We start from the raw sequence: 25866 nt of genomic DNA, 5'->3' as shown, positions 1-25866 counted from the left end.
GAACGCGGGGTATGGGGGGTCGGGATGCGCATCTGTTGGGACACGTCCGGCTCGGGCTCCGGTCACCCCCGCGGCGGTGCCAGACTGGTACGCATGCCTGAGCTGCGGTCGAGGACCTCCACCCACGGTCGGACGATGGCCGGTGCCCGAGCCCTGTGGCGGGCCACCGGGATGACCGACGACGACTTCGGCAAGCCGATCGTCGCCATCGCCAACAGTTTCACCCAGTTCGTTCCGGGGCATGTCCACCTCAAGGAACTCGGCGGCTTGGTGGCCGAGGCGGTAGCCGAGTCCGGCGGGGTGGGCCGGGAGTTCAACACCATCGCCGTGGACGACGGCATCGCGATGGGCCACGGCGGCATGCTCTACTCGCTGCCCAGCCGGGAACTGATCGCCGACGCGGTGGAGTACATGGTCAACGCGCACTGCGCCGACGCCCTGGTCTGCATCTCCAACTGCGACAAGATCACCCCTGGGATGCTGCTGGCCGCACTGCGGCTGAACATCCCGACCGTCTTCGTCTCCGGCGGTCCGATGGAGGCCGGGAAGACCGTCGCGATCGAGGGAGTCGTGCACTCCAAGATCGACCTGATCGACGCGATGATCGCCGCCTCCAACGAGGCGGTCACCGACGACCAACTCGACCAGATCGAACGCTCGGCCTGCCCCACCTGCGGCTCGTGCTCCGGCATGTTCACCGCCAACTCGATGAACTGCCTCACCGAGGCGATCGGCCTGGCCCTGCCCGGCAACGGGTCGACCCTGGCGACCCACGCCGCCCGCCGGTCGCTCTTCGTCGAGGCCGGCCGCACCGTCGTCGAGATCGCCAAACGCTGGTACGACGGGGACGACGCCACGGTGCTGCCCCGCGCGGTCGCCAGCCGCGCCGCCTTCGACAACGCGGTCGCCCTCGACGTCGCGATGGGTGGCTCGACGAACACCATCCTGCACCTACTCGCCGCCGCCCGCGAGGCCGAGCTGGACTTCGGGGTGATGGACATCGACGCCATCTCCCGGCGGGTGCCCTGCCTGGCCAAGGTCGCACCGAACTCCCCCAATTACCACATGGAGGACGTCCACCGGGCGGGCGGAATCCCGGCCATCCTCGGTGAGCTGGACCGGGCCGGCCTGCTCAACCGGGAGGTCCACGCGGTGCACTCCTCTTCGCTGGAGCGCTGGCTCGCCGACTGGGACATTCGCGGCGGCACCGCGACACCGAAGGCGATCGAGCTGTTCCACGCCGCACCCGGCGGGGTGCGCACCGTCGAGCCGTTCTCCACCACCAACCGCTGGTCCACGCTGGACACCGATGCGACCGGCGGCTGCGTCCGGGACCGGGCCCACGCGTACACCGCGGACGGGGGGCTGGCCATCCTGCACGGCAACCTGGCGCCGGAGGGCTGTGTGGTGAAGACCGCCGGGGTGCCCGAGGAGTGCCTGACCTTCCGCGGCCCGGCCAAGGTCTACGAGTCCCAGGACGACGCGGTCGCCGCCATCCTGGCCAAGGAGGTGGTCACGGGGGACGTGGTGGTGATCCGCTACGAGGGCCCCCGGGGCGGGCCGGGGATGCAGGAGATGCTCTACCCCACCTCGTTCCTCAAGGGCCGGGGGTTGGGGCGGGCCTGCGCGCTGCTCACCGACGGCCGGTTCTCCGGCGGGACCTCCGGGTTGTCGGTCGGGCACGTCTCCCCGGAGGCCGCCGCTGGCGGGCTGATCGCCCTGGTCGAATCGGGCGACGAGATCGTCATCGACATTCCGAACCGGGCCATCGAGTTGGCTATACCGGCCGAGGTGTTGGATGCTCGCCGGGTCGCGCAGGAGAAGCGAGACCGGCCGTACACGCCGGCGGAGCGGCAGCGCCCCGTCTCGGCGGCGCTGCGCGCGTACGCCGCCATGGCGACCTCCGCCAGCGACGGCGCCTACCGCCGCGTCCCCGAGTAGCCGGATTTCGGGGCGCGACCTCGGGGACCGCCGCCCCGAGAAGACCCGGGAACGCCAGCCGGCCCTCCGCCTACCGAGCGGACCGGGCCGGGCTGGTTGTCGGCACGGACACAACTCACATCGGACATGGACACGATTCGGCGAGCGAGATCCGCGATTCACCGGTGGCGGCGGGTTTCTTTTCTTGCTGCTCAGTCCCCGGATCGGTTGGATTCGTGAGCCCCGTCACGGCGATTACAACAACAGCGACCAGTCTCACGACCTTCTGAATCGTCACGTCGTCCTCCTCGTCTGCCGGTCGGCAATACCGCGGCGGAGAAACCGGAACCCACCTCCGCCGCACCGATGGTTGACTCTACCGACCAATCTCCGACATTCACATAGATCTAGCCATAGACCCGTCCCAGAAATACCTTAATAAGGCTTAAATTCCAGCACTTAGCAGTTACCCGAACACTTTATGTGATGCCGTTCGGTACCGCCTTTCTGGAATAGCTTCGCGCCGCACGCAGCCGCGAACCCAGCGTCACCCGCCGGCACCCCTGTTCGACGTCAACTCCCCTGAGCCCCCTCGCGGCCGACGCCGGGCGTGCGCCGCGTCGACCACCCCGGGACGAGCGAGCAGGATCAACCGGAGCGGGCGACCACAGCAGAGCTTTGTCTGTTTTGGGCAGGTTTTTCGGGTTCATGTTCATTTGATCTGTTTGTCGGTTTAGCGTCCGGGTTGGCCGCTACCGCCCGCTCGGTAGCCGAGGAACCCACCCGGTCAGGCACCACCGGGCGGACGGCTCCTCGTCGTTCACGGGGGAAGGACACCGACACCGCGATGAACCAGCAGGAACACATCCAGACACCCGAACCGGACCGCCCCGGCGGGCACCGGGCGAGGTCACGGCGGCGCTGGTGGGCCGCCGGGCTGGCCGGGGTGACCGGCCTGGCCCTCACCGCCGCCGGCATCACCGTCACCCCGATCGGGGATGCGGTCGGACGCGCCATCAGCAGTAGCGACGACCGGCCCGGGAAACACCGTGGCGCCCCCTCCGCCGGAGGCGACCACCACGACGAGCGAGCCAAGGGGGGCGGGAGCGCCCACGACGGCAGGGGTAAGGACACGAAGGGCATCCCGGTCCCCTGTGACGCGGACAAGCTGATCGCCGCGATCACCCTCGCCAACGCCCGCGGCGGCGCCACCCTCAACCTCGCCAGCAAGTGCACCTACCTGCTCACCGCCACCATCGACGACGCCGGCCTCCCCGACATCACCACCCCCATCACCCTCAACGGCGGCAAACACACCGTCATTGAACGCGCCGCCGCCGTCGAACAGTTCAGAATCCTCACCGTCGACACCGGTGGCGACCTCGCCCTCAACCACCTCACCGTCACCGGCGGACAAACCGACGGCGACGGCGGCGGCATCCTCGTCAACACCGGCGGCGCACTCACCACCAACCACAGCACCATCACCCGCAACATCGCCAACGGAAGCGGCGGGGGCATTTACAGCGCCGGCGTCACCACCGTGCGACACACCACCGTGAGTCGCAATACCGCCGTCGCCACCGGCGGCGGTATCACCAACTCCGGGGGACGGTTGACTCTGGAGAAAGCAGTGGTCAAGGCGAACACCGCAGGCGCCGTGGGCGGTGTGGTCAGCATCGGCTCCTCCGCCGTCGTGACGATCCGGCACAGCCTGATCGCCGACAACAACTCCGGGGGAGCCGGCGGCCTACTGATCCTCAACGACGGTATCGGCACCGTCGTCGACAGCACGATCACCGGCAACCGCTCGAGTAATTTCGCTGGGATCCAGGTCGACGGACAGCTCACCCTGAAGCGGGTGAAGATCACCAACAACACCGCCTCCGTCGGGTTTGCCGGCGGCCTGTTCGTCGGAACCGACTCCACCGCTGTGGTCGAGGATGGCCTCATCCAGGGCAACACCTCCCTCTCGAGCCTCGGCGGCGGCGTGTACAACTTCAGCGTGCTGGTGATGCGCAACACGAAGGTCATCGGCAACCAGGCCGAGGAGGGCGGCGGCATCTACAACTCCGGGGGCACGGTGACGCTGTTCAACACGCAGGTGGTGAAGAACATCGCCACGGTCGACGGCGGCGGCATCGTCAACAACGGTGGGACGGTTGACCTGAACACCGCCACCGGCACCATCGTTATCAAGAACCGGCCCAACAACTGCGTCGGCGACGTTCCCGACTGCCCAGCCTGAACCGGCACCCACGCGGGGCTCCGACCCGCCGCAGAGGCGGCGGGTCGGAGCGCCGCACTCCTGGCGATGATCGACTGTGCCGCCACCCGCGGCGCAGGGGACCGCCCCGTCCCGACACCGCTGGGGACAGGTGGGATCATCACAGGGTGAGCAGCTCCGACACCCTCCGATTCCGGCACAACCAGGCCCTGCTGGTAGCCGCGGTGGTCGCCTTCTTCGGCGCCCTGCCCCTGGCCGCCGCCCGGTGGTACCTGTTGCCGGTGCTCCTCGTACCGCTCCTCCTCGTCGGGTGGGCCTGGCGGGCCGGCACCGACGTCACCGCACAGGGGCTGTGCCTGCGGGCTCTCGCCGGCCAGCGCCGAGTCGGCTGGGAGCAGATCGTCGAGTTGGGCGCGGATCCAGCTGGCCGGGCGGTCGCTCGGCTCACCGACGGTCAGACGGTCACGCTGCCCGCCGTCCGCCGGGACGACCTGCCCCGGCTCGTCGCGGTCACCGAGCGGCCCGCACCCGGCCCGGCCGACCAGTCGATTCAGTAGCCCGCCACCACCACGTTGGTCGGCTGCTCGCCCGCGGCGCAGCGGCGAATCTGATCGCCCACCAGCTGGTACGCCCTCGGGAGCAGGCCCTGTACCGAGCCCGCGACATGCGGGGTGAGTAGCACGTTCGGCATCTCCCACAACGGGTTGTCGGCGGGCAGCGGCTCGGGGTCGGTGACATCCAGTACGGCCGAGATCCGGCCGGTGCCCAGCTCGGCGACGAGCGCCTCGGTCCGCGCCACCGGCCCCCGCGCCGCATTGACCAGCAGGGCGCCATCGCGCATCGCCGCGAGGAAGGCCTCGTCAACCAGCCCGCGGGTCTGCTCGGTCAACGGCACCAGCAGCACCACCACATCCGCCTCCGGCAACAGCCGGGGCAGTTCCGCGACGGCGTGGACGCCGGGCCGCGCCGTCCGGGCCACCCGGGTGAGGCGCACCTCGAACGGGGCGAGGCGTGCCCCGAGCGCCGTGCCGATCGAGCCGGCGCCGACGATCAACACCCGCTTGCCGGCCAGTTCGCCGGTGGGCGCCACCTCGCGGTATGCCCACTCCCGACGGTCCTGTGCCCGGACCAGCGTGGGAATGGAGCGGAGGTGCGCCAGGATCGCGGCGACGACCCACTCCGAGGTGGCCTGGTCGTGCACTCCCCGGGCATCACAGAGCGTCACACCCGCCGGCATCCGGCCGACCCACGCGTCCGCACCGGCGGTCAACAGCTGCACCACTTCCAGATCCGGCAGCTCCCGCAACAGGTCGGTGGTCTCCGCCTCGGCCAGGAACGGCGGGACCCAGAACCGGACGTCGGTCACCGGGGACGGGAGCCGGTCCGGCTCCGCCACCTCCACCGTGACACCCGCCGGCAGGTCGCCGAGGAGGGACATGCCGTGCTCATGGGGGATCCACACCTTCACACCCGCCGACGATAGAGCCTCGAACCGGCCCGCCCTTTTCCGGGGCCCACACCGGCCCACCGGCCGCTACCCTGGTCCCGGTGAACGCCCGTCCCGCGCACCTGCGCATCCACCGCTTTCGGGCTACCCTCGCGGCGTCGTGCGCGACGCTGCTGATCGTCGCCGGTTGCAGCTTCGGCGAGCCCGGGCCCGACCCGGCCGGCGAACCCCCCACCTTTCCCACCCCGACCACCTCCGACCCGGGCAGCACTGGGCCGGAGGTGGTGGCCACCGTGCTGGCGAAGGGCCTACGGGTCCCGTGGGGCATCGCGTTCCTCCCGGACGGGGGCGCGCTGGTGACCGAGCGGGACTCCGGCCGGATTCTCCAGGTCGGGCCGGAGTCCGACCCCGACGGGCTGCGGGTGACCGTGGTCCAGACCCTCACCGAGGTGACCGCGGGTGGCGAGGGCGGGCTGATGGGGATCGCCGTCTCCCCGGACTATCAGCGGGACCAGACGGTCTTCGTGTACTACACCGCCGAACGGGACAACCGCGTCGCCCGGCTCACCCTCGGCGAGCCGCCGCGCCCGATCCTGACCGGTATCCCGAAGGCGCGCACCCACAACGGCGGTGGCCTCGCCTTCGGCCCGGACGGGCAGCTCTACGTCAGCACCGGCGACGCCGGCGATCGGGAACAGGCGCAGGACGGCGACCGGCTCGGAGGAAAGATCTTGCGAATCACCACCGCCGGCGATCCGGCGCCGGACAACCCCTTCCCCGACTCGCCCGTCTGGTCCCTGGGGCACCGGAACGTGCAGGGCTTCACCTGGGCCGCCGACAGTCGGATGTACGCCGTCGAGTTCGGCCAGAACACCTGGGACGAGATCAACGAGATCGAGCGGGGCGGCAACTACGGGTGGCCGGAGGTCGAGGGCCGCGCCGACGACAGCCGATACGTGAACCCGATCGTCTGGTGGCCGCCGGCGGAGGCCTCCTGTTCCGGACTGGCCCGGACCGAGCGTCTCCTCGCCACGGCCTGCCTGCGCGGGCAGCGGCTCTGGCTGGTCGAGTTGACCGACACCGGCACGCTCGGCCAACCGCGCGACCTGCTCACCGACCAGTACGGCCGGCTGCGGGCAGTCGCCGCGGCACCGGATGGCTCGCTCTGGGTGAGCACCTCGAACCACGACGGACGCGGAGCTCCGGCGGCGGAGGACGACCGTCTCCTGCGCCTGGTGTTCGCTGATGGCGAAGCCGGACGAAGCTGACCGCGAGAACCGGAAAGAGCTGACCACGAAGCCGGTTTGGTCAACCATAAATACGGACAAAGCCGACAGCTGGGTCAGATAAAGCCGACAGCTGGCAACACCCGGCCCAGATTTTCCCGAGCCTATCGACCGGGCGAGTCAGAATTTCAGCATGGACGGTCAGGAGAACGAGCAGCAGGACAGCCGAGGCGGCCAGCCGCCGGAGACGGGCTGGAGTCGGTGGTTCCGGCTGCGGCACCGGCCAGCCGACGGCCGTTCGACGCGGCGGACGCTGCGAGCCGTCGGAATGACCCTGGCCGTACTCGCCGTAACCCTGGCCGGGGTGTTGATCGGCACGCTGGCCGGCGGCCGGGTCAGCACCGAGGTCGGGCCGTTTCAGGCGGATCTGACGGTGACCCCGACCCTGCACGGCGGCACCACCTTCGACATACCGCCGCTCGGCGCGCTGCTGCTCGACAGTCACGACGGCCCGACCCAGCTGACCGTGCGGTTCGGCGCCCTCGACCAGGACCGCACCGAGGCGCTGCTGCACGACCCGGAGAGCCTCAACCGGGCGAGCCAGACCGCCGTGGACGACGTCCGCGAGGGCATCCTGCGCCTCGCTGTCCGTACCGTCGCCGCGACGGTGCTGGTCACCCTGCTGCTGGCCCTGCTGGTGTTCCGCGACACCCGCCGTACGGCCTGGGCGGGGGCGCTCGCGCTCGTGATCGCCACCGGCAGCCTGGGCACCGCGGCGGCCACCCTGCGACCACAGGCGATCGAAGAGCCCCGCTACGAAGGGCTCCTGGTCAACGCGCCGGCGCTCGTCGGCGACGTCCAGCGGATCGCCAACGACTACACCCGCTACGCCGAGCAGCTCCAACGCCTGGTCGGCAACGTCAGCCAGCTCTACTCCACCGTCTCGGAGCTGCCGGTCTTCGAGCCGCAGCCCGGCACCACCCGGGTGCTGCACATCTCCGACCTGCACCTGAACCCCGCTGCCTGGCAGGTCATCCGGACCGTGGTCGAACAGTTCGGAATCGACGTCGTGGTCGACACCGGTGACATCACCGACTGGGGCAGCGAACCGGAGGCGAACTACGTCGCCTCAATCGGGCTCCTCCGCAAGCCCTACGTCTACATCCGCGGCAACCACGACTCGGGGGGCACGACCGCAGCGGTGGCCCAGCAGCGCAACGCCATCGTGTTGGACAACACGACCACCGTCGTCGCCGGGCTGACCATCGCCGGCATCGGAGACCCGCGCTTCACGCCGGACAAGAGCACCTCACCGGCGGGCAGCGGCCTGACCGGGGAGACCGCCGACCAGCTCATCGACGCCGGCGACCAGTTGGCAGCCACCGCCCGCAGCGCGCCCCGGCCGGTGGACCTGGCGCTGGTCCACGATCCCGCGTCGGCGGGGCCACTCTCCGGTGCCACCCCGCTGGTACTCGCCGGACACACCCACAACCGCGAGGTGTACCGGCTGCCCCAGCAGCCGGACCAAACCCCCACCCTGCTGATGGTGCAGGGTTCGACCGGTGGCGCCGGCCTGCGCGGGTTGGAGGGCGAAGAGCCCACCCCGCTGTCGATGACCGTCCTCTACTTCGACGAGGAGAAGCTGCTCCAGGCGTATGACGACATCACTGTCGGCGGCACCGGCCAGGCCCAGGTGAACCTCGAACGACACCTCGTGGAGGACCCGAAGGCCGGAGCACCGGCCCCGGTCACCCCCACCCCGACCCGCTGACCGCCGGACGAGCCGGCGATCAGCGATCGGGCCAGGTGTCCTGGCGGCCCGCTCCCCGTTGTCAGCGCAGGGAGAGCGCGGCGAGGGCGGCGTTGACGATGCTGCCCGGCAACAGGTCGTGTAGCTCGTACAGCTCGGCGACGCTGCCGGACTGACCGAACTCGTCCACGCCGAGAGGCACGGCCGGGGCGCCGACCGCCGAGCCGAGCCACGCCATCGCGTGCGACGCGGCGTCGTGCACAGTGACCACCGGCACCCGGTCGACGAAGGCCGACCGCAGCGCACCCGGAACGCTCGGCACGGTGGCGGTGCGGACCCCCTGGCGCAGGGTGCGCTGCCAGGCCCGGTAGAGGCGGTCCAGGCTGGTGACGTCCACGACGTGCGCGGCGATCCCCTCCTCGGCCAACTCGGCCGCGGCGGCGAGCACCTCGGGCAGGACCGCGCCGGAGGCGGCGAGTTGCACGACCGGGGCGTCGGCGAGCTGCGGGTACGCCTGGTGGGCGTCGACCAGCCGATAGGCGCCGGCGAGCACCTGCCGACGCAGCACCGCGTCGCCGAGCCGACTCCGGGCGGCCGCGAACGGAGCCTGGTCAACCGGGCGGGTGCTGAGCCGGAAGTAGTATCCGCCGTCCTCTCCGGGCGTGGCGGTCACGGCCGGCGCCGCTCCCCCGGCGATCTGCCCCAACGCGTCACAGAGCAGCCAGTCCAGGGTGGTGGCGTAGGCCGGCTCGACGAAGGTGACCCCGGGCAGTTCCAGGCCGACGCTGGCGGTGAGCGTCGACTGGTGCGCGCCCCCCTCGGGCGCGAGGGTGACTCCCGAGGGAGTGCCCGCGACCACGAACCGGGCGCCGGAGTAGGTGCCGTGGAGGAAGGCGTCCAGGCCCCGCAGCACGAACGGGTCGTACACGGTGCCCACCGGCAGCAGCGGCTGCCCGGAGTGATCCCAGGCCAGGCCGAGCTGCCCGAGCAGCAGGAACAGGTTCATCTCCGAGATGCCCAGCTCGATGTGCTGGCCGGCCGGGCTCTCCGTCCACCGCAGCATCCGGTCCTCGGACCACGCCCGCTGCGAGGTGGGCGCGAACACGCCGGACCGGTTGATGAACCCGGCCAGATTGGTCGAGGTGGCCACATCCGGTGCGGTGGTGACGAGGTAGCGCCCGACCTGCGGGTCACGGGCCAGGTCGACCAGGACCCGGCCGAAGATCTCCTGGGTGGAGACCGGCTTGTTCGCGCGTACCCGGGTCGTCTCCGGAACGCTGACGCCCAGCGCCCGCGTGCGTGGTGCCCGGGACAGCGCCTCCCGGCGCTCCCCGGCCCGGACACCGGCCGCCGACGCCGGGTCGAGCCGGTCCCACTCGGTCTCCCCGGTAAGGCCGTGCGCGGCCCGCAACGCGTCCACCTGCGCGGTGGTGAGCAGCGCCGAGTGGTTCCGCGGGTTGCCGGCCATCGGCAGCCCCCAGCCCTTCACCGTGTACGCGAAGACCACGCTGGGCCGGTCGATGACCGCGTCGCACTGGGCGTAGGCATCCAGCATCGCCGCCAGGTCGTGCCCGCCGAGGTCGGTGACGAGCGGCCCCAGTTCGTCGTCGGGGATGTCAGCGATGAACTCCGCGATCCCCGCCGGCGCGCCGTCGAGGAACTGCTTACGCAGCAGCGGCCCGGCGAGGCCGAAGAGCGACTGGTACTGCTCGTTCGGCATGGCGTCGATCCAGTCCCGCAACGCCGCCCCGCCCGGACGGGTGTACGCGGCAGCGAGCCGGCGACCGTACTTGACCTCCACGACGTGCCAGCCCGCGGCCTCGAACTGGCCCCGCCACTGGTTGATCCGGATGCCCGGAACCACCCGGTCCAGCGACTGGCGGTTGAAGTCGACCAGCCACATCACGTTGCCCAGCCCGGTGGTGGCGGGGTCGGCGACCGCCTCCCAGATGTTGCCCTCGTCCAGTTCGGCGTCGCCGAGGAGGGCGACGAACCGGGACCGGGGACGGGCACCGAAGTGCGCGTCCACGTAGCGGCGGGTAACCGCCGCGAAGAGCGGCGCCGCCGCGCCCAGGCCCACCGAGCCGGTGGAGAAGTCGACCTCGTCCGGGTCCTTCGTCCGGGACGGGTACGACTGGAGGCCACCCCGGGCGCGCAGCCGGGTCAGGTACGACCGGTCCAGGTTGCCGAGCAGGTACTGGATGGCGTGGAACACCGGGGAGGCGTGCGGCTTCACCGCGACCCGGTCCTCGGCGCCGAGGTGCGCGAACCACAGCGCCGTCATCGCGGTGACCAGCGAGGCGCTCGACGCCTGATGCCCGCCGACCTTCACCCCGTCGCCGGTGTCCCGGTCGTGGTTGGCCGCGTCCACGATACGGGTGGCGAGCCACAGCACCCGGCGTTGGATCTCGTCGAGGACATCGAGGTCGTGCTGGTTCACGGGGGACTCCATCCGGGCGCCGCCGTTGGCGCCCTCCGAGGGGGTGGGCACGGGGTCAGGCCCTCCGCCGTACCAGCCGGAGGGCCTGCCCTCGCACGTCAGCCCTGGACGCCGAGGCGCTCCAGGATCAGCTCACGCACGGTCTTTGCGTCAGCCTGGCCACGGGTGGTCTTCATAACCGCGCCGACCAAGGCACCGGCCGCGGCCACCTTGCCGCCGCGGACCTTGTCGGCGATGGCGGGGTTGGCGGCGATCGCCTCGTCCACCGCCGCGGTCAGCGCGCCGGTGTCGGAGACCACCTCCAGATTGCGGTCAGCCATGATCTTGGCCGGCGAGCCCTCTCCCGCGACCACGTGCTCCAGCACCGTACGGGCCAGCTTGTCGGTGAGCTTGCCGGCGTCAACCAGGCCCTGCAACTCGGCGACCTGCTCCGGGGTGGCGCCGATGTCGGCCAGCTCCGCCCCGGTCTCGTTGGCCCGGCGGGACAGCTCGCCCAGCCACCACTTGCGGGCGGCGGTCGGGGTGGTGCCCGCCGCGATGGTCGCCTCGATCAGCTCGACCGCGCCCGCGTTCAGGATCGACTGCATGTCCAGGTCGGACAGGCCCCACTCCTGCTGAAGCCGACGCCGGTGCAGCCGCGGCAGCTCCGGCAGCGCGGCCTTCAACTCGGCCACCCAGGTCGGGTCCGGCGCGATCGGCACCAGGTCCGGCTCCGGGAAGTACCGGTAGTCGGTCGCGGTCTCCTTGGACCGGCCGGAGGTGGTGTCCCCGGTGTCCTCGTGGAAGTGCCGGGTCTCCTGGGTGATCCGGCCACCGGCCGCGAGCACCGACGCCTGCCGGATCATCTCCGAGCGCACCGCGCGCTCCACCGATCGCAGCGAGTTGACGTTCTTCGTCTCGGTACGGGTGCCCCACTGCTCACCGGGGAGGTTGAGGGAGGTGTTGACGTCGCAGCGCAGCGACCCCTCCTCCATCCGTACGTCGGAGACGCCGAGCGAGCGGAGCACATCGCGCAGCTCGGTGACGTACGCCCGGGCCACCTCCGGCGCCATCGCACCGGCGCCGGGGATCGGCTTGGTGACGATCTCGACCAGCGGGATACCGGCCCGGTTGTAGTCGACCAGCGACTCGGTCGCGCCGTGGATGCGGCCGGTGGCCCCGCCCACGTGCAGGGTCTTGCCGGTGTCCTCCTCCATGTGTACCCGTTCGATGCTGATCCGCACCGGTTCGCCGTTCACCTCGACATCCAGGTAACCGTCCACGCAGAGCGGCTCGTCGTACTGGCTGATCTGGTAGTTCTTCGGCATGTCCGGGTAGTAGTAGTTCTTCCGGGCAAACCGGCACCACTGGGCGATCGAGCAGTTCAGCGCGAGCCCGATCCGGATGGTCGCCTCCACGGCCGCCCGGTTGGCCACCGGGAGCGAGCCGGGCAGCCCCAGGCAGACCGGACAGACCCGGGTGTTCGGCGCCCCACCGAAGTCGGTCGGGCAGCCACAGAACATCTTGGTGTTCGTGCCCAACTCGACGTGGGTCTCCAGGCCGATCACCGGCTCGTAGCGCGCGACGACCTCGTCGTACGCGGGCAGTGTCGTCGTCATCGGTGCTCCTGCCTCACAGTGCCGGTGGGGTGAACGGGCCGACGGCGCTCTCCAGCGCGGCCGCGACCCGGTACATCCGGTCGTCGGCCATCGTCGGTGCCATGACCTGCAGGCCGACCGGGAGCCCGTCGGCGAGGCCGCAGGGCACCGAGATGCCCGGCCCGCCGTACAGGTTGCTCGGAATGGTGAACAGGTCGGCCAGGTACATCTGGTACGGGTCGGCGGTGCGCGCCCCGACCGGGAACGCGACGAACGGCGTCGTCGGCGAGATCAGGGCGTCGACCTGGTCGAAGGCGGTGGTGAAGTCCCGGCTGATCAGGGTGCGAACCTTCTGCGCCTGACCGTAGTACGCGTCGTAGTAGCCCGACGAGAGGGCGTACGTGCCGAGCATGACCCGGCGCTTGACCTCCGGGCCGAAACCGGCCTCCCGGGTCGCCGACATGACCTCCTCCAGCGACCGGGTGCCGTCGTCACCGACCCGCAGGCCGAACCGGACCCCGTCGAAGCGAGCCAGGTTCGACGAGCACTCGCTCGGGGCGATCAGGTAGTAGGCCGGCAGCGCGTACTGGAAGTGCGGGCAGGAGACCTCGACGACCTCGGCGCCCAGCTTGGTGAGCGTCTCCACCGCCGCCCGGAAGGCCGCCAGCACGCCCGGCTCGGCGCCCTCCCCGGCGAACTCCCGGACCACGCCCAGCCGGACCCCGGTCAGGTCGCCGCTGGCACCGAGCCGGGCGGCAGCCACCACGTCCGGCACCGGCGCGGGGATCGAGGTCGAGTCGAGCGGGTCGTGGCCACCGATCGCCTCGTGCAGCAGCGCGGCGTCGAGCACCGTACGGGCGCAGGGGCCGGGCGTGTCCAGCGAGGACGAGAAGGCAATCAGGCCGTACCGGGAAGTCCCCCCGTAGGTGGGCTTGACGCCGACGGTGCCGGTGACCGCCCCGGGCTGGCGAATCGAGCCGCCGGTGTCCGAACCGATGGACAGCGGCGTCTCGTACGCGGCCAGGGCGGCCGAGCTGCCGCCGCCGGAGCCGCCCGGGATCCGGCTCAGGTCCCACGGATTGTGGGTCGGACCGAAGGCCGAGTATTCGGTGGACGAGCCCATCGCGAACTCGTCCATGTTGGTCTTGCCCAACATCACCGTGCCGGCCGCCCGCAGCCGTCGCACGATCGTGGAGTCGTAGGGCGGGCGCCAGTCGGCCAGGATCTTCGACCCGGCCGTGGTCGGTATGCCCTTCGTGGTGAGCACGTCCTTGACCGCCACCGGTACACCGGCCAGCGGGCCGAGCGGCTCGCCGGCGGCGCGGCGGGAATCCACCTCGCGGGCGGCGTCGAGGGCGCCCTCCGTGTCAACGTGCAGGAAGGCGTGCACCCGGTCGTCAACGGCCGAGATCCGGTCCAGGTGCGCCTGGGTGACCTCGACCGCCGAGGACTCGCCGCGCGCCACCAGGCCGGCGAGTTCAGCGGCGGAGAAGCTGGTCAGGTCGGTCATGAAGCCACATCCTCGTCCAGAATCCGCGGTACGCGGAACCGCTGCTCGGCGGCGTCGGGCGCGCCCGACAGCGCCTCCTCGGGCGTCAGGCACGACGCCACCACGTCGTCGCGCAGCACGTTGGTCAACGGCACGGAGTGCGACGTCGGTGGGATGTCCGCTGCGGTGACCTCGCCGACCTGGGCAACTGCCTGGAGGATCACGTCGAGTTGGCCGGCGAGAGTTGCCAGCTCCTCCTCGGTCACGGCGAGCCGCGACAGTCGCGCCAGGTGCGCGACCTCCTCGCGGGAGATGGCGGCCATCGGTGCCCCCTTCGTGGCTGGTCCTGCTGATCTGTCCGCGCCGACCGCGGGCGGTGCTGCGCTACCCGCGGTGACCGCAGCGAGTCTATTGCTCCCTCCCGGCGCCGCTGCCTCGACTCCCCCCTCGGCGGCGAGGCCGGCAGGTGGTTGCCGGTCAACGGGCCGGGTGCTGCCGGACGGCGGCCTCCGGGCCCGCGCTCAGGCGGACCGGTCGATGCCGGGCCAGCCAGCCGACGAGTTCCTCGGCCGGCATCGGGCGGGCATAGAACCAGCCCTGCGCCGCGTCGCAGCCGATCGCGTGCAGCATCCGCCAGGTCCGCTCGTCCTCCACCCCCTCGGCCACCGCCCGTAGCCCGAGCGCCCGGGCCAACTCGACCACCGAGGTAACGATCGCCGCGTCGTCGGCGTCCTCGGTCATCCCGAGCACGAAGGAACGGTCCACCTTCACCTCGGACAGTGGTAGCCGCCGCAGGTGTTGCAGGGAGGAGAAGCCAGTGCCGAAGTCGTCCAGGGCGATCCCCACGCCGAGCCGGTGCAGCCGGGTGATGGTGGCGAGCACCCGCCGCGGGTCGGCCATCAACGCCCCCTCGGTGATCTCCAACTGGAGGCGCTGCGGCGGTACGCCGTGCCGGGCGAGCCGCTCCGCGATCCGGTCGGCGATCTCCCCGGTGTGCAGGTCCCGGACGCTGACGTTCACGGCGGCCCGGAGGAGCACACCCGCCGCCTGCCACTGCGCCAGCTGCGTCACCACGTCGTCGATGACCCGGAAGGTGAGCAGACGCATCACCGCGCTCTGCTCGGCCACCCGGATCAGCTCCTCCGGGTCGACCATCCCGCGCCGGGGGTGACGCCAGCGCAGCAGCGCCTCGACCCCGACCACCTCCCCGGTCGCGATGGCGACCTGCGGCTGGTAGTACATGGTGATCTCACCCGCACCGGCCGGGTCAGCCAACCCGCCGGCACGCCCCACCGCCGCCCTGGGCTCCGGCCCCCCGGCTCCGTCGGTGGAGGCGGCGAGCGGATCAACGGTCCCGCCGGGGGCCGGCGGACCGGCCGGGCCGACGATGGTGCGGCGGCGAGTCGGGTCGGCCGCGGTGACGATCCGCTGGATCAGCTCGTCGGAGTGGACCAGGTGGACGCGCTGCCGTCGGCCCCACAGCGACCACCGGCCCGGGTTCGGCCCGCCCGTGCGGGGCAGCACCGCGCCGTCACCGCCGATCACCGGGAGTGGCGAACCGGTACGCCCCGAGTCCACCCCGCCGCCGTCCGCCTCCGGGCGCAGACCGGAGGCGAGGACCCGACGCAGGTCGGCGAGGAGACCCAGCCGCTCGGCGGAGTTGTGGTCGGACTCGGCCACGTAGACGGCGACCGTGTCGTTGCGCTGCTTCGCGTCGTACATCGCCACGTCGGCGTGGCGCATCAGGGTGGTGAAGTCCTCGCCGTGGTCGGGGAAGAGCGCGACCCCGATTGACCCGCCGACATCCAGCGGCAGCCCGTCCAGCGTGACCGGCTCGGCCAACGCGGCCACCACCCGGTCGGCCCGGTCGCGTGCCTCGGTGACATCGGTCAGCCCGGTCAGCACAATGGCGAACTCGTCCCCGCCGAGCCGGGCCACCAGGTCCCCATAGGCGACCTCGGTCAGCCGGGCACTCACCTCGACCAGCAGGCGATCGCCGACGGCGTGCCCGAGCGCGTCGTTGACGTGCTTGAACCGGTCCAGATCGAGCAGCAGCAGCGCCATTCGGGCCGGCGTCGAACCAGCTGACGCCCGCTCCGCGTGCCGGTGGAGCTGCTCGCCGACCTCGGCGACCAGTGCCTTCCGGTTGGCCAGGCCGGTGAGCGGGTCGAGGGCGGCGAGTTGCTGCTGCTCGCCGCTGAGCCGGGCCATCTGGTGGACCGCGAACAGCGGCACCAGCACCAGCGGGACCAGCGCCGCACTCGCCTGGGCCGCGGTGACCAGCACCGGCGCAAGCAGCAACAGCGAACCGGTGGCGAGCAGCTCGAAGCCCATCCCCTGCCGCCAACGCGCCCCGAAACGCAGCCATACCGCCGAGTTGACCAGCCCGTGGTTGACCACGAACCAGGCGAGCATCGCGCCGCTGACCGCGGCCACGTCGGTCCAGCTCAGTTGCCCGCCACCGAAGAGGTCGCCCGGGCCGAGGCCGATGAGAACGTGGGCGGCGGCGAGGGCGCAGGCGTACTGGCCGGCGTTGAAGGCGATTCGCCAGCTGGCGTGCCCCGTTCGGACCCCGGACACCACGACCGCCACCGCCTGCACCACGACCGCCGGACCCAGCCCCCAGCCGAGCAGGATGGCGAAGGTGAAGCAGGTGGACGGAAACACCATCGACGACTGCCGCCGCCCCGGCGGGACGAACGGCCGGGCGTCCCCGGCGACCGCCAGCACCGCCATGGTCCAGAACGCGGCGGGCAGCTGGAACACCTGGTCGGGAAGGGCCAGCAACGGACCCGCCGAGGTCAGCGCGGCCAAGGCGAGGACCACCGCCACGAAGACGAAGAACGGCGCGCTCCGTCCTGGTGGGACGAAGTTGCGCGGGTCGGCCGTCGCCATCACACCTCCCGCGGGTCAGGTCGGCGCACCCATGCGTACGCCGTGTCCCCCATGTAACGCCCCAGGAGCCAGAATTCCCCGTACGACAGTCACGAATCGGTCGTAGTCGTAATTAAGTTGGTATACGCGCCCACGTCCGCCGGTCAGCCCTCGACCCGGGCCACCGCGCGGGCGGCCTCGGGGCCGGCGTCGAGCAGCACCTGGAAACCCTCCTCGTCCAGCACCGGCACCTTCAGACTCGCCGCCCTCTCCGCCTTCGTCCCAGGGTTGTCACCGACCACCACAAAGGCAGTCTTCTTCGAGACCGAGCCCGTGACCTTGCCACCGCGCGACTTGATCGCCTCGGCCGCCTGGTCCCGGGAAAAGCCGGCGAGTGTCCCGGTCACCACCACGGTCACCCCCTCCAGCGGGCGCGGCCCCTGCTCGACGGCCTCCTCCGCCATCCGCACCCCGGCCTCGGCCCACTTGCGCACCACCTCACGGTGCCAGCCCACGGCGAACCACTCCCGAACGCTGGCCGCGATCGTCGGCCCGACTCCGTCAACAGCCGACAGCTCCTCCTCCCCGGCCTGGTCAATCGCCTCGACCGACCGGAAGTGCCGGGCCAGGGCCTGTGCCGCGGTGGGGCCGACGTGCCGGATGGAGAGCGCCACCAGCACCCGCCAGAGCTCACGCTCCTTGGCCACGGCCAGGTTCTCCAGCAGCTTGGCCGCATTGCTGCCGAGGCTGCCGTCCTTGTTGACGAAGAACGAGGACCGCGCCAGCTGCGCGGTGTCGAGGGTGAACAGATCGCCCTCGTCGGTGATGATCTGGGCGTCGAGCAACGCGGCGGCCCCCTTGTAGCCCAGGACCTCGATGTCGAAGGCCCCCCGCCCAGCGAGGTGGAAGACCCGCTCCCGGAGCTGGGCCGGGCAGCTGCGCGTGTTGGGGCAACGGATGTCGATGTCGCCCTCCTTCGCCGGAGCCAGCGGGGTGTCGCAGCACGGACACCTGCTCGGCATCACGAACGGCCGAGCCTGGGGTGGGCGCAGCTCGACCACCGGGCCGAGCACCTCGGGGATCACGTCACCGGCCTTACGGATCACCACCGTGTCACCGATCAGCACCCCCTTGCGCTCCACCTCGCGGGCGTTGTGCAGGGTGGCCAGCGCCACCGTCGACCCGGCCACCCGGACCGGCTCCAGGACCGCGAAGGGAGTGACCCGGCCGGTACGCCCGACGTTCACATCGATGTCGAGCAGCCGGGTGTTGACCTCCTCCGGCGGGTACTTGAACGCGATCGCCCAACGCGGTGCCCGGCTCGTCGAACCCAACCGGCCCTGAATCGCCACCGGGTCAACCTTCACCACCACGCCATCAATCTCGTGCTCGACGTCGTGCCGGTGCGCGGCGTAGTGCGCGGTGTACTCCGCGACACCGGACAGGCCCGGCACCACCCGCCACCGATCGCTGGTCGGCAGGCCCCAGGCCCGCAACGCCGCGTAGGACTCGGACTGGGTGCTCGGCGCCCAGCCCCGGCGGGCCCCGAAGCCATGCACAACCAGCCGCAGCGGCCGGGACGCGGTCACCCGTGGATCCTTCTGCCGCAGGCTGCCGGCGGCCGCGTTACGCGGGTTGGCGAAGGGCGCCCTCCCCTGCTCGACCAGCCCGGCGTTCAGATCCGCGAAGCCGGCGACCGGAAAGTAGATCTCACCGCGGACCTCGAGGAAGCCGGGGATCTCCGGAAACTCGGCCGACGGCGTCAGCTCCCCCGGCACGTCCCGAATGCTGCGGACATTCGCCGTCACGTCCTCACCGGTGCGGCCGTCCCCGCGGGTGGCCGCCCGGACCAGGTGCCCCTGCTCGTAGGTCAGGTTGATCGCGAGGCCATCCACCTTCAGCTCGCAGAGGTAGGGAACCGGGCCACCGGCATCCCGCTCGACCCGCTCGGCCCAGGCCGCCAACTCCTCGTCGGAGAAGGCGTTGTCGAGCGACATCATCCGCTCGGCGTGCGCCACCGGGGTGAAGTCGGTGGAGAAGGCGCCCCCCACCCGCTGCGTCGGCGAGTCCGGCGTGCGCAGGGCCGGGAACTCCGCCTCCAGCGCCGCCAGCTCCCGCAGCTGCTCATCGAAGGCCGCGTCGGAGATGGTCGGCGCGTCGAGCACGTAGTAGCGGTATTGGTGCTCGGTCAGCTCCCGGCTGAGCGTCGCATGCCGCTCGCGCGCCGCCGGGGTCGGCTCCGCGCCGGCCGCCGCCTCCTGCGCCGCAGGAACCTGCTGGCCGATGGCATCCTCGGACATCGCCCTGACCTCCCATTCTCCCCACTACCCGGGAACCGTATCGGGGCGGTGAGACATTGCGCCGGCCACCCGGCCGCGCCAGCAACGGCGAGGCCGCGCTGGCCGCCAGCCCCGGCCACGACGGCCGCCAGCCCCGGCCGCGCTGGCCGCCAGCCCCGGCCGCGCTGGCCGCCGGGCTACCGGCTGGCGACGGTTGCCCGAGTCGGCCAGCACCCGCAGACGGCGTCGTTCACCCCTGCTCGCTCAACCGCCGTCCCGCGTCCCGGCAGGCGGTGAGGACCGCTCGAGTGTGCCCACCGGTGGCGTTCGCCAGCCCGCAGGTCGGTGTGATGACAACCTGCTCGGCGAGCCGCTGACGGGGGAATCCGAGTCGGTCCCAGAGCCGGCGGACCCGCTCGGCGACCTGCGCCGACGTCGGTGGGTTGCCGGCCGCCGCCGGTTGCGTGGGCGCGGCACCGGCCAGGAGGCCCAGCCCGGCGTCGATCGCCTCACCCAGCGGATCCAGGTCGGTGACCAGGTCGAGATCGAGGGCCACCCCGACCGCGCCGACCTCCCGGATCAGCTCCAGCGGCACGTCCGGGGCGCAGCAGTGCACCACGACCGGCACGTCGGCGGCGGCGGCGACCTCGCGCAGCAGGCTGCGGGCCCGGCCCGACTCCACCGGCTGATATGTCCCGAACCCGCTCTCGGTCGGCACCCGCCCGGCGAGTACCGCCGGCAACGACGGCTCGTCCAGCTGCAGCAGCACCGAGGCCCGCGGCAGCCGGCGCGCGACGGCAGCGACGTGCTCCCGCACCCCCTCGGCCAGGGAGCCGGCCAGGTCCCGTACCGCACCGGGATCGCGTACCAACCGGCCGCCCACCGGCAGCTCCACCGCCGCGGCGAGGGTCAGCGGCCCGGCGACCTGGACCTTGACCAGCCCGGTGTACGCCTCGGCCTGCGCGGCGAGTTGGTCTAGATCCCGCTCCATCAGATCCCGGGCCCGGCGCCGGTCCCGACCGGGGCGGGGAGCGACCCGCCACCGGGCGGCGTAGAGCTCGACCGGTAGCTCCACCAGCAACCCGGCCGTCCGGCCGATCAGCTCCGCGCCCGGGCCACGGGCGGGCAACTCGGGCAGGTGGGGGAGGAGGGGCAGCTCACCGAGGGCGATCCGCTGGGCCTCCGCGATGTCGGTGCCGGGGAGCGACCCGACACCGGTCGCCGCACCCGCGGGCCACGGCCACGGCTGATCACTCACGGTCGAAGACTATCCGATTCGCGGCCAACCGCCGCCGCCCCACCCGGGTGGGTCAGGCCGCGATGGTGGCGGAGCCGAGCACGATGTCACCCGCCGGGTCCGGGCGGTAGGCCACGATCGCCTGCCCGGCCGCCACCCCGCGCACCGGCTGGTGCAGCTCGGCCCGGAGCCCGTCACCGGTCACCGCCACGGTCGCCGGCACCACGTCACCGTGCGCGCGCAGCTGCACCTCGCACTCGACCGGAGCCGCCGGCCGGGGCCCACCGATCCACACCGGACGTCGCGCCTGCACCTGGGACACCGCCAACGCCTCGGCCGGGCCCACCGTCACCGTGTTGGTCTTCGGGGTGATCGACAGGACGTAGCGGGGGCGACCGTCCGGGGCCGGGCGGTCCAGGTGCAGCCCGCGCCGTTGCCCGACGGTGTAGGCGTACGCCCCGGTGTGCCGGCCCACCACCTCGCCGGTGGCGGCGTCAACAACATCACCGGGCGTCGCACCGAGCCGCTGGGCGAGGAAACCCCGGGTGTCCCCGTCGGCGACGAAGCAGATGTCGTGCGAGTCCGGCTTGTCGGCCACCGCCAGGCCGCGCCGGGTTGCCTCCGCTCGGACCTGCGTCTTCGTCGAGTCCCCCAGCGGGAACATCGACCGGCTCAGCTGCTCGCGGGTGAGCACGCCGAGCACGTAGGACTGGTCCTTGGCGAGATCGACGCTACGACGCAGCAAACCGTCGGCGCCGAGCCGCGCGTGGTGGCCGGTGACCACGGCGTCGAAGCCCAGGGCCACGGCGCGGTCCAGCACCGCGGCAAACTTGATCTTTTCGTTGCAGCGAAGGCAGGGATTCGGCGTACGGCCGGCCGCGTACTCGGCGACGAAGTCGTCCACCACGTCGGCCTGGAACCGCTCGGCCATGTCCCAGACGTAGAACGGGAGGCCGAGCACATCGGCGGCCCGTCGGGCGTCCCGGGAGTCCTCCAACGTGCAGCAGCCCCGGGCGCCGGTGCGATAGGTCTGCGGATTGCGGGCCAACGCCAGGTGCACCCCGGTCACGTCATGCCCCGCCTCGGCGGCCCGCGCCGCCGCGACCGCGGAGTCCACGCCGCCCGACATCGCCGCCAGCACCCGCACCCCGACCACCTTCCCCACACCGTCGGGCACCGCGGTGGTGCCCGGACGAGCGTAACCACCCCGGCCGCCGCCCCCAAACCCAGCGCGCCCGCCCTGCCGGCGGTGTCCACGGAGCCAACCGCCGCCGTCGTGCGGCGACGGGATCAGCGCGAGGTGCGGAGGCTACCGGCCCGCCGGGCCCGGTCGACCGCCTCCGGCAGAGCCGCGATCAGCGCGCCGACCTCCTCCGGTGTGCTGGTGTGGCCGAGCGTGAAGCGCAGCGAGGAGCGGGCGCGGGCGCTGTCGGCGCCCATCGCGAGCAGCACGTGGCTCGGCTGGGCGACCCCCGCCGAGCACGCCGAGCCGGTGGAGCAGGCGATGCCCTGCGCGTCGAGCAGGAGCAACAGCGCATCCCCCTCACAGCCCGGGAAGGAGAAGTGGGCATTGCCGGGCAGGCGATCATTCGGGTCACCGTTGAGCACCGCGTCGGGAACCGCCTGCCGTACCCGCGTCACGAGGTCGTCTCGGAGGGCGGCGACCCGGGCCGCGTACTCCTGTTGGTGCCGGACCGCCGTCTCCAGGGCGACCGCGAAAGCAACGATTCCGGCCGTGTCCAAGGTCCCCGAGCGGACGTCCCGCTCCTGGCCACCACCGTGCAGCAGCGGGGTCACGGCGACGTCCCGGGCGAGCACCAGGGCGCCCACTCCGGCCGGCCCGCCGAGCTTGTGCCCAGTCACGGTGAGCGCCGAGACGCCGCTGGCGGCGAAGTCCACCGCCACCTGACCGACCGCCTGGATCGCGTCGGTGTGCAGCGGCACCCCGTACTCGGCGGCCACCGCGGCCAACTCGGCGACCGGCTGAACCGTACCCACCTCGTTGCTGGCCCACATCGTCGTGATCACCGCCACCTGGTCGGCGGCGGCCAGTTCGGCGCGAAGCCGCTGCGGGGTGACCCGGCCGAGGGCATCGACCGGAAGCCAGCTCACCTCGGCGCCCTCCTGCGCGGCCAGCCAGTCGACGGCGTCGAGCACCGCGTGGTGCTCCACCGCACTGGACACCACCCGGGTCCGCCGCCGGTCGGCCGACCGGCGGGCCCAGAAGATGCCCTTGACCGCGAGATTGTCGCTCTCGGTGCCGCCCCCCGTGAAGATCACCTCGGCGGGACGGGCGCCCAGCGCGGCGGCCACCCGCTCGCGCGACTCCTCCACTCGACGGCGGGCCTGCCGGCCCGCCCCGTGCAGGGCGGAGGCGTTGCCGACCTCGCGGGCGGTGGCGACGTACGCCTCCAATGCCACGTCGAGCATCGGAGTGGTCGCCGCATGATCCAGATAAGCCATCAGGCTCAGCCTAACGACCGGATCGGCGTCAGCCGGAAACCGGCGGGCCCCGGGAAGGACGCGCCGCACCGCGCGGGCGAGCCGGCGCTGCTCAACCGAGCCGGCGGCCGAACCAGCCGAACCGCTTGTCGAGTGCCACGACGGCACCGGCCACAAGGGCGACACCCAGGATCCGCAGCCACGTACCGAGGCCGATGGGCGCCGTCCGGAACAAGGTGTTCAGCACCGGCAGGTAGGTGAGCGCCACCTGGCCGAGGGCCTGAAGCAGCACCCCACCGATCAGCCAGCGATTGGTGAACAGCCCCAGCCGCCACGCCGAGTGGCGCAACGAGCGACAGCTGAACAGATAGAAGACCTGCACGGCGACGACGAGGTTCACCGCCGCCGTACGGGCCTGCGCCAGTTCCGCGCCACCGCTGCGCTCCCACTCGAACACCCACCAGGCGCCGGCCACGACCAGTGCGGACACGAGCAGAATCCGCATCACCAATGCGCTGGTCAGCAGCGGCTGGGCCGGATCTCGGGGCGGCCGGGACATGATCCCGTCCTCCTTCGGCTCGAACGCGAGCGTCAGGCCAAGCAGCACCGCCGAGGTCATGTTGATCCAAAGGATCTGGCTGGGCAGGATGGGCAGCGCGGTGCCGAGCACAATGGCGACGAGGACCAGCATTCCCTCCGCCGCGTTGGTGGGCAACGTCCAGGTAATGAACTTGGTGAGGTTGGCGAAAACCCCCCGCCCCTCCTCGACGGCCGCCTCGATCGTGGTGAAGTCGTCGTCGGTGAGGATGATGTCCGACGCCTCCTTGGCCACCTCGGTGCCGCTGCGTCCCATCGCCACCCCGATATCGGCCTGCCGCAGGGCCGGCGCGTCGTTGACCCCGTCCCCGGTCATGGCGACCACCTGCCCGTCAGACTGCAACGCCTCCACCAGCCGCAGCTTCTGCTCCGGCGACACCCGGGCGAAGACCGCCGCCTTGTCCACCGCCGCCGGGCTGGCGGCGGGCGAGAGCCGCGCGAGGTCGGAGCCGGAGAGCACCGCGCCGGGCCCCGGCTCCGCGTCCAGGAGTCCGAGACGACCGGCGATGGCGCACGCGGTGCTCTGATGGTCACCGGTGATCATCTTCACCGAGATACCGGCTCGCTGGCTGGCGGCGACCGCCGCAGCAACCGCGGCCCGGGGCGGATCAAGCATGGCGTGCAGGCCGGTGAAGACCAGGCTGCCGGGCAACTCCTGCTCCGCCAGCTCGGCATCACCGTCCATCCGCACCTGCGCCGTGGCCAGCACCCGTAGCCCCTCGCCGGCGAGTGCTCCGGCGGCGGCCAGCACCTCGTCCCGGTCCAGTGGCACCGGTTGCCCCTGCTCGTCCAGGGCCGCGACGCTCCACTCCACCAGCCGCTCGACCGCACCCTTGACCAGCACCACCCGTCCGCCGTCCCGGGTGTCGTGCAGGGTCGCCATGAACTGCCGCTCCGAGGTGAACGGGATCGACGCGACCCGGGGCAGCTCGTCGGCCACAGCCGCACCCCACAGGCCACCCTTGGCCGCCACCACCAGCATCGCGCCCTCGGTCGGGTCGCCGAGCACCACGTACTCCTCGTCCCGCTCGGCCAACCGGGCGTCATTGCAGGCCACCCCGGTGAGCAGCGACCAGCGCAGCGCCCCGGCACCGGAGATCCGAGCGGCCGCGCCATCGGGACCCCGGATCTCACCGGCTGGCTGGTATCCGCTGCCCGTTACCTCATGCCGGCCGGCGATCGTCCAGAGCGTCCGCACCGTCATCTGGTTCTCGGTCAGGGTGCCGGTCTTGTCCGTGCAGATCACCGTCGTGCTGCCCAGCGTCTCCACCGCCGGCAGCCGCCGGACCACCGCCTGCCGGCGGGCCATCCGCCCCACCCCGATCGCCAGCGTGATCGTCACCGCCGCCGGCAGCCCCTCCGGGATGGCCCCGACCGCCAACGCCACGGCGGCGGTGAACATTTCGCTGCCGCTCTCCCCCCGGAGGAGGCCGACGCCGAAGGCCACCCCGGCGAGCACCAGGATCACGACGGTGAGCAGCCGGCTGAATCGGGCCAGCTTGGTCGTCAGCGGGGTGTCCAGCACCTGGGCGCTGCCGACCAGGCGATGGATGCGACCCAGCTCCGTCTCGGCCCCGGTGGCCATGACCAGACCGGCCGCCGAGCCGCCGGTGAGGAGCGTGCCGGAGTAGAGGACGTTCCGGCGATCGGCCACCGGCGTCTCGTCCGCCACGACGACCTCGTCCTTGTGGACGGGCTGCGACTCACCAGTCAGGGTCGACTCGTCGACCCGTACCTCGTCGGCGCGGGCCAGGCGCAGATCGGCGGGGACCTTCTCCCCCGCCTCGACCAGCACCAGGTCTCCGGGGACGACCTCCGCCGACGGCACCCGCCGCGGTCGGCCATCCCGGACCACCCGGGTCTCGGTCCGCACCATCGACCGCAACGCGTCCAGCGCGGCCTCGGCCTTGGACTCCTGCAGGAACCCGACCAGGGCGTTGACCAGGACCACACCAAAGATCACGACCGAGTCGACGTACTCGGCGAGCAGCAGGGTGACGAGGCCGGCGCCCACCAACACGTACACGAGGGGGTTCTGGAACTGGCGGAGCAGCCGGCGGAGCAGGCCACCACGGGTGGCGGCCGGCAGGACGTTGGCCCCGAAGCGCTCCCGGCGGTCGGCCGCCGCCGCGTCACTCAGGCCACGCTCGGTGTCGGTCTCGAGCAGCAGCACGACTTCGTGCAGGGCCAACGCGTGGTGGCCCCGGTCGGGCGTCCTCGACATCCGCGCTCCTCGTTCCCTGCCTCGGCGGGGGTGCGTGCGGGGCACGCAGGCCATCCTCGCAGGTTGACGCGGCGACCGTAGGGTTGTGGGCGGACGTGGACCCGACCAGCGCCGGGAACCCGACGGGTTCCCGGCGC

The 25866-nt window shown here is 71.9% G+C and carries 17 protein-coding genes; 5 read left to right on the top strand and 12 right to left on the bottom strand.

Annotated elements, in window-relative coordinates:
- Nucleotides 1–93: 93 nt before the first annotated feature.
- Nucleotides 94–1941 carry a dihydroxy-acid dehydratase gene (gene ilvD / locus K228_RS0105815; RefSeq protein WP_025617567.1) on the top strand — a complete coding sequence of 616 codons (1848 nt, stop codon included), beginning with the start codon at nucleotides 94–96 and terminating at the stop codon, nucleotides 1939–1941.
- Between the two features lie 115 nt (nucleotides 1942–2056).
- On the opposite strand, the gene K228_RS28195 is transcribed toward ilvD, so the two are convergent.
- On the bottom strand, nucleotides 2057–2218 hold the full coding sequence (locus tag K228_RS28195) for a hypothetical protein (RefSeq protein ID WP_155246492.1): 162 nt from the start codon (nucleotides 2216–2218) through the stop codon (nucleotides 2057–2059).
- A 549-nt stretch (nucleotides 2219–2767) separates the two neighbouring features.
- Here K228_RS28195 and K228_RS0105810 point away from each other — a divergent pair.
- Nucleotides 2768–4168 carry a right-handed parallel beta-helix repeat-containing protein gene (locus K228_RS0105810; protein WP_025617566.1) on the top strand — a complete coding sequence of 467 codons (1401 nt, stop codon included), beginning with the start codon at nucleotides 2768–2770 and terminating at the stop codon, nucleotides 4166–4168.
- Between the two features lie 146 nt (nucleotides 4169–4314).
- On the top strand, nucleotides 4315–4704 hold the full coding sequence (locus K228_RS0105805) for a PH domain-containing protein (protein ID WP_025617564.1): 390 nt from the start codon (nucleotides 4315–4317) through the stop codon (nucleotides 4702–4704).
- On the opposite strand, the gene K228_RS0105800 is transcribed toward K228_RS0105805, so the two are convergent.
- Nucleotides 4698–5615 (bottom strand): 2-hydroxyacid dehydrogenase, encoded by a 918-nt coding sequence (locus tag K228_RS0105800; protein WP_025617563.1) that lies wholly within the window; start codon nucleotides 5613–5615, stop codon nucleotides 4698–4700. The two genes, K228_RS0105805 and K228_RS0105800, sit on opposite strands and share 7 nt — an antisense overlap.
- An 80-nt stretch (nucleotides 5616–5695) precedes the next feature.
- Here K228_RS0105800 and K228_RS0105795 point away from each other — a divergent pair, with 80 nt between their 5' ends.
- Together K228_RS0105795 and K228_RS0105790 are read left to right on the top strand one after the other, a co-directional pair.
- Complete coding sequence (locus tag K228_RS0105795) at nucleotides 5696–6862, top strand: PQQ-dependent sugar dehydrogenase (RefSeq protein WP_025617562.1); 1167 nt, start codon at nucleotides 5696–5698, stop codon at nucleotides 6860–6862.
- 151 nt (nucleotides 6863–7013) lie between these two features.
- Complete coding sequence (locus K228_RS0105790; protein ID WP_025617561.1) at nucleotides 7014–8591, top strand: metallophosphoesterase; 1578 nt, start codon at nucleotides 7014–7016, stop codon at nucleotides 8589–8591.
- 61 nt (nucleotides 8592–8652) lie between these two features.
- Here K228_RS0105790 and K228_RS0105785 read toward each other — a convergent pair whose 3' ends face one another.
- The 10 genes from K228_RS0105785 to K228_RS0105740 form a co-directional block, all read right to left on the bottom strand.
- Complete coding sequence (locus tag K228_RS0105785; protein WP_025617560.1) at nucleotides 8653–11010, bottom strand: transketolase-like TK C-terminal-containing protein; 2358 nt, start codon at nucleotides 11008–11010, stop codon at nucleotides 8653–8655.
- A gap of 98 nt (nucleotides 11011–11108) precedes the next feature.
- Nucleotides 11109–12608, bottom strand: coding sequence for an Asp-tRNA(Asn)/Glu-tRNA(Gln) amidotransferase subunit GatB (gatB, locus tag K228_RS0105780; protein ID WP_025617559.1), 1500 nt, complete (start codon nucleotides 12606–12608; stop codon nucleotides 11109–11111).
- Nucleotides 12609–12621: 13 nt separating this feature from the next.
- A complete protein-coding gene (gatA, locus tag K228_RS0105775) occupies nucleotides 12622–14097 on the bottom strand; it encodes an Asp-tRNA(Asn)/Glu-tRNA(Gln) amidotransferase subunit GatA (protein WP_025617558.1) in 1476 nt (491 codons plus the stop codon).
- Entirely contained in the window at nucleotides 14094–14399 is a 306-nt protein-coding gene (gene gatC, locus K228_RS0105770) for an Asp-tRNA(Asn)/Glu-tRNA(Gln) amidotransferase subunit GatC (RefSeq protein ID WP_018218866.1), read from the bottom strand. Before gatC ends, gatA begins: the two co-directional genes overlap by 4 nt.
- A gap of 154 nt (nucleotides 14400–14553) precedes the next feature.
- Nucleotides 14554–16971, bottom strand: a complete 2418-nt coding sequence (locus tag K228_RS0105765; RefSeq protein ID WP_025617557.1) for a putative bifunctional diguanylate cyclase/phosphodiesterase — start codon at nucleotides 16969–16971, stop codon at nucleotides 14554–14556.
- A 143-nt stretch (nucleotides 16972–17114) separates the two neighbouring features.
- The gene (gene ligA, locus K228_RS0105760) at nucleotides 17115–19250 is read right to left on the bottom strand and encodes an NAD-dependent DNA ligase LigA (RefSeq protein WP_025617556.1); all 2136 of its coding nucleotides are present in this window, start codon (nucleotides 19248–19250) and stop codon (nucleotides 17115–17117) included.
- Between the two features lie 229 nt (nucleotides 19251–19479).
- Nucleotides 19480–20487: a uroporphyrinogen decarboxylase/cobalamine-independent methonine synthase family protein gene (locus K228_RS0105755; RefSeq protein WP_025617555.1), complete on the bottom strand. Its 1008-nt coding sequence runs from the start codon at nucleotides 20485–20487 to the stop codon at nucleotides 19480–19482.
- A 52-nt stretch (nucleotides 20488–20539) separates the two neighbouring features.
- Nucleotides 20540–21613, bottom strand: a complete 1074-nt coding sequence (gene mnmA / locus K228_RS0105750; RefSeq protein WP_188116172.1) for a tRNA 2-thiouridine(34) synthase MnmA — start codon at nucleotides 21611–21613, stop codon at nucleotides 20540–20542.
- A 143-nt stretch (nucleotides 21614–21756) separates the two neighbouring features.
- Nucleotides 21757–22929, bottom strand: a complete 1173-nt coding sequence (locus K228_RS0105745; protein ID WP_025617553.1) for a cysteine desulfurase family protein — start codon at nucleotides 22927–22929, stop codon at nucleotides 21757–21759.
- Nucleotides 22930–23020: 91 nt separating this feature from the next.
- Nucleotides 23021–25729, bottom strand: coding sequence for an HAD-IC family P-type ATPase (locus K228_RS0105740; RefSeq protein WP_025617552.1), 2709 nt, complete (start codon nucleotides 25727–25729; stop codon nucleotides 23021–23023).
- Nucleotides 25730–25866 lie beyond the last annotated feature (137 nt).

The organism is Salinispora cortesiana (genome assembly GCF_000484695.1).
In the GTDB taxonomy this organism is placed as follows: Bacteria; Actinomycetota; Actinomycetes; order Mycobacteriales; family Micromonosporaceae; genus Micromonospora; species Micromonospora cortesiana.
This window is presented reverse-complemented; position numbering and strand designations above follow the sequence as displayed.

Coding starts and splice junctions, on each gene's coding strand:
- ilvD (WP_025617567.1), top strand. CDS start 94: ATGCCTGAGCTGCGGTCGAGGACCTCCACCCACGGTCGGACGATGGCC.
- K228_RS0105810 (WP_025617566.1), top strand. CDS start 2,768: ATGAACCAGCAGGAACACATCCAGACACCCGAACCGGACCGCCCCGGC.
- K228_RS0105790 (WP_025617561.1), top strand. CDS start 7,014: ATGGACGGTCAGGAGAACGAGCAGCAGGACAGCCGAGGCGGCCAGCCG.
- gatB (WP_025617559.1), bottom strand. CDS start 12,608: ATGACGACGACACTGCCCGCGTACGACGAGGTCGTCGCGCGCTACGAG.
- gatA (WP_025617558.1), bottom strand. CDS start 14,097: ATGACCGACCTGACCAGCTTCTCCGCCGCTGAACTCGCCGGCCTGGTG.
- gatC (WP_018218866.1), bottom strand. CDS start 14,399: ATGGCCGCCATCTCCCGCGAGGAGGTCGCGCACCTGGCGCGACTGTCG.
- K228_RS0105765 (WP_025617557.1), bottom strand. CDS start 16,971: ATGGCGACGGCCGACCCGCGCAACTTCGTCCCACCAGGACGGAGCGCG.
- ligA (WP_025617556.1), bottom strand. CDS start 19,250: ATGTCCGAGGATGCCATCGGCCAGCAGGTTCCTGCGGCGCAGGAGGCG.
- K228_RS0105745 (WP_025617553.1), bottom strand. CDS start 22,929: ATGGCTTATCTGGATCATGCGGCGACCACTCCGATGCTCGACGTGGCA.
- K228_RS0105740 (WP_025617552.1), bottom strand. CDS start 25,729: ATGTCGAGGACGCCCGACCGGGGCCACCACGCGTTGGCCCTGCACGAA.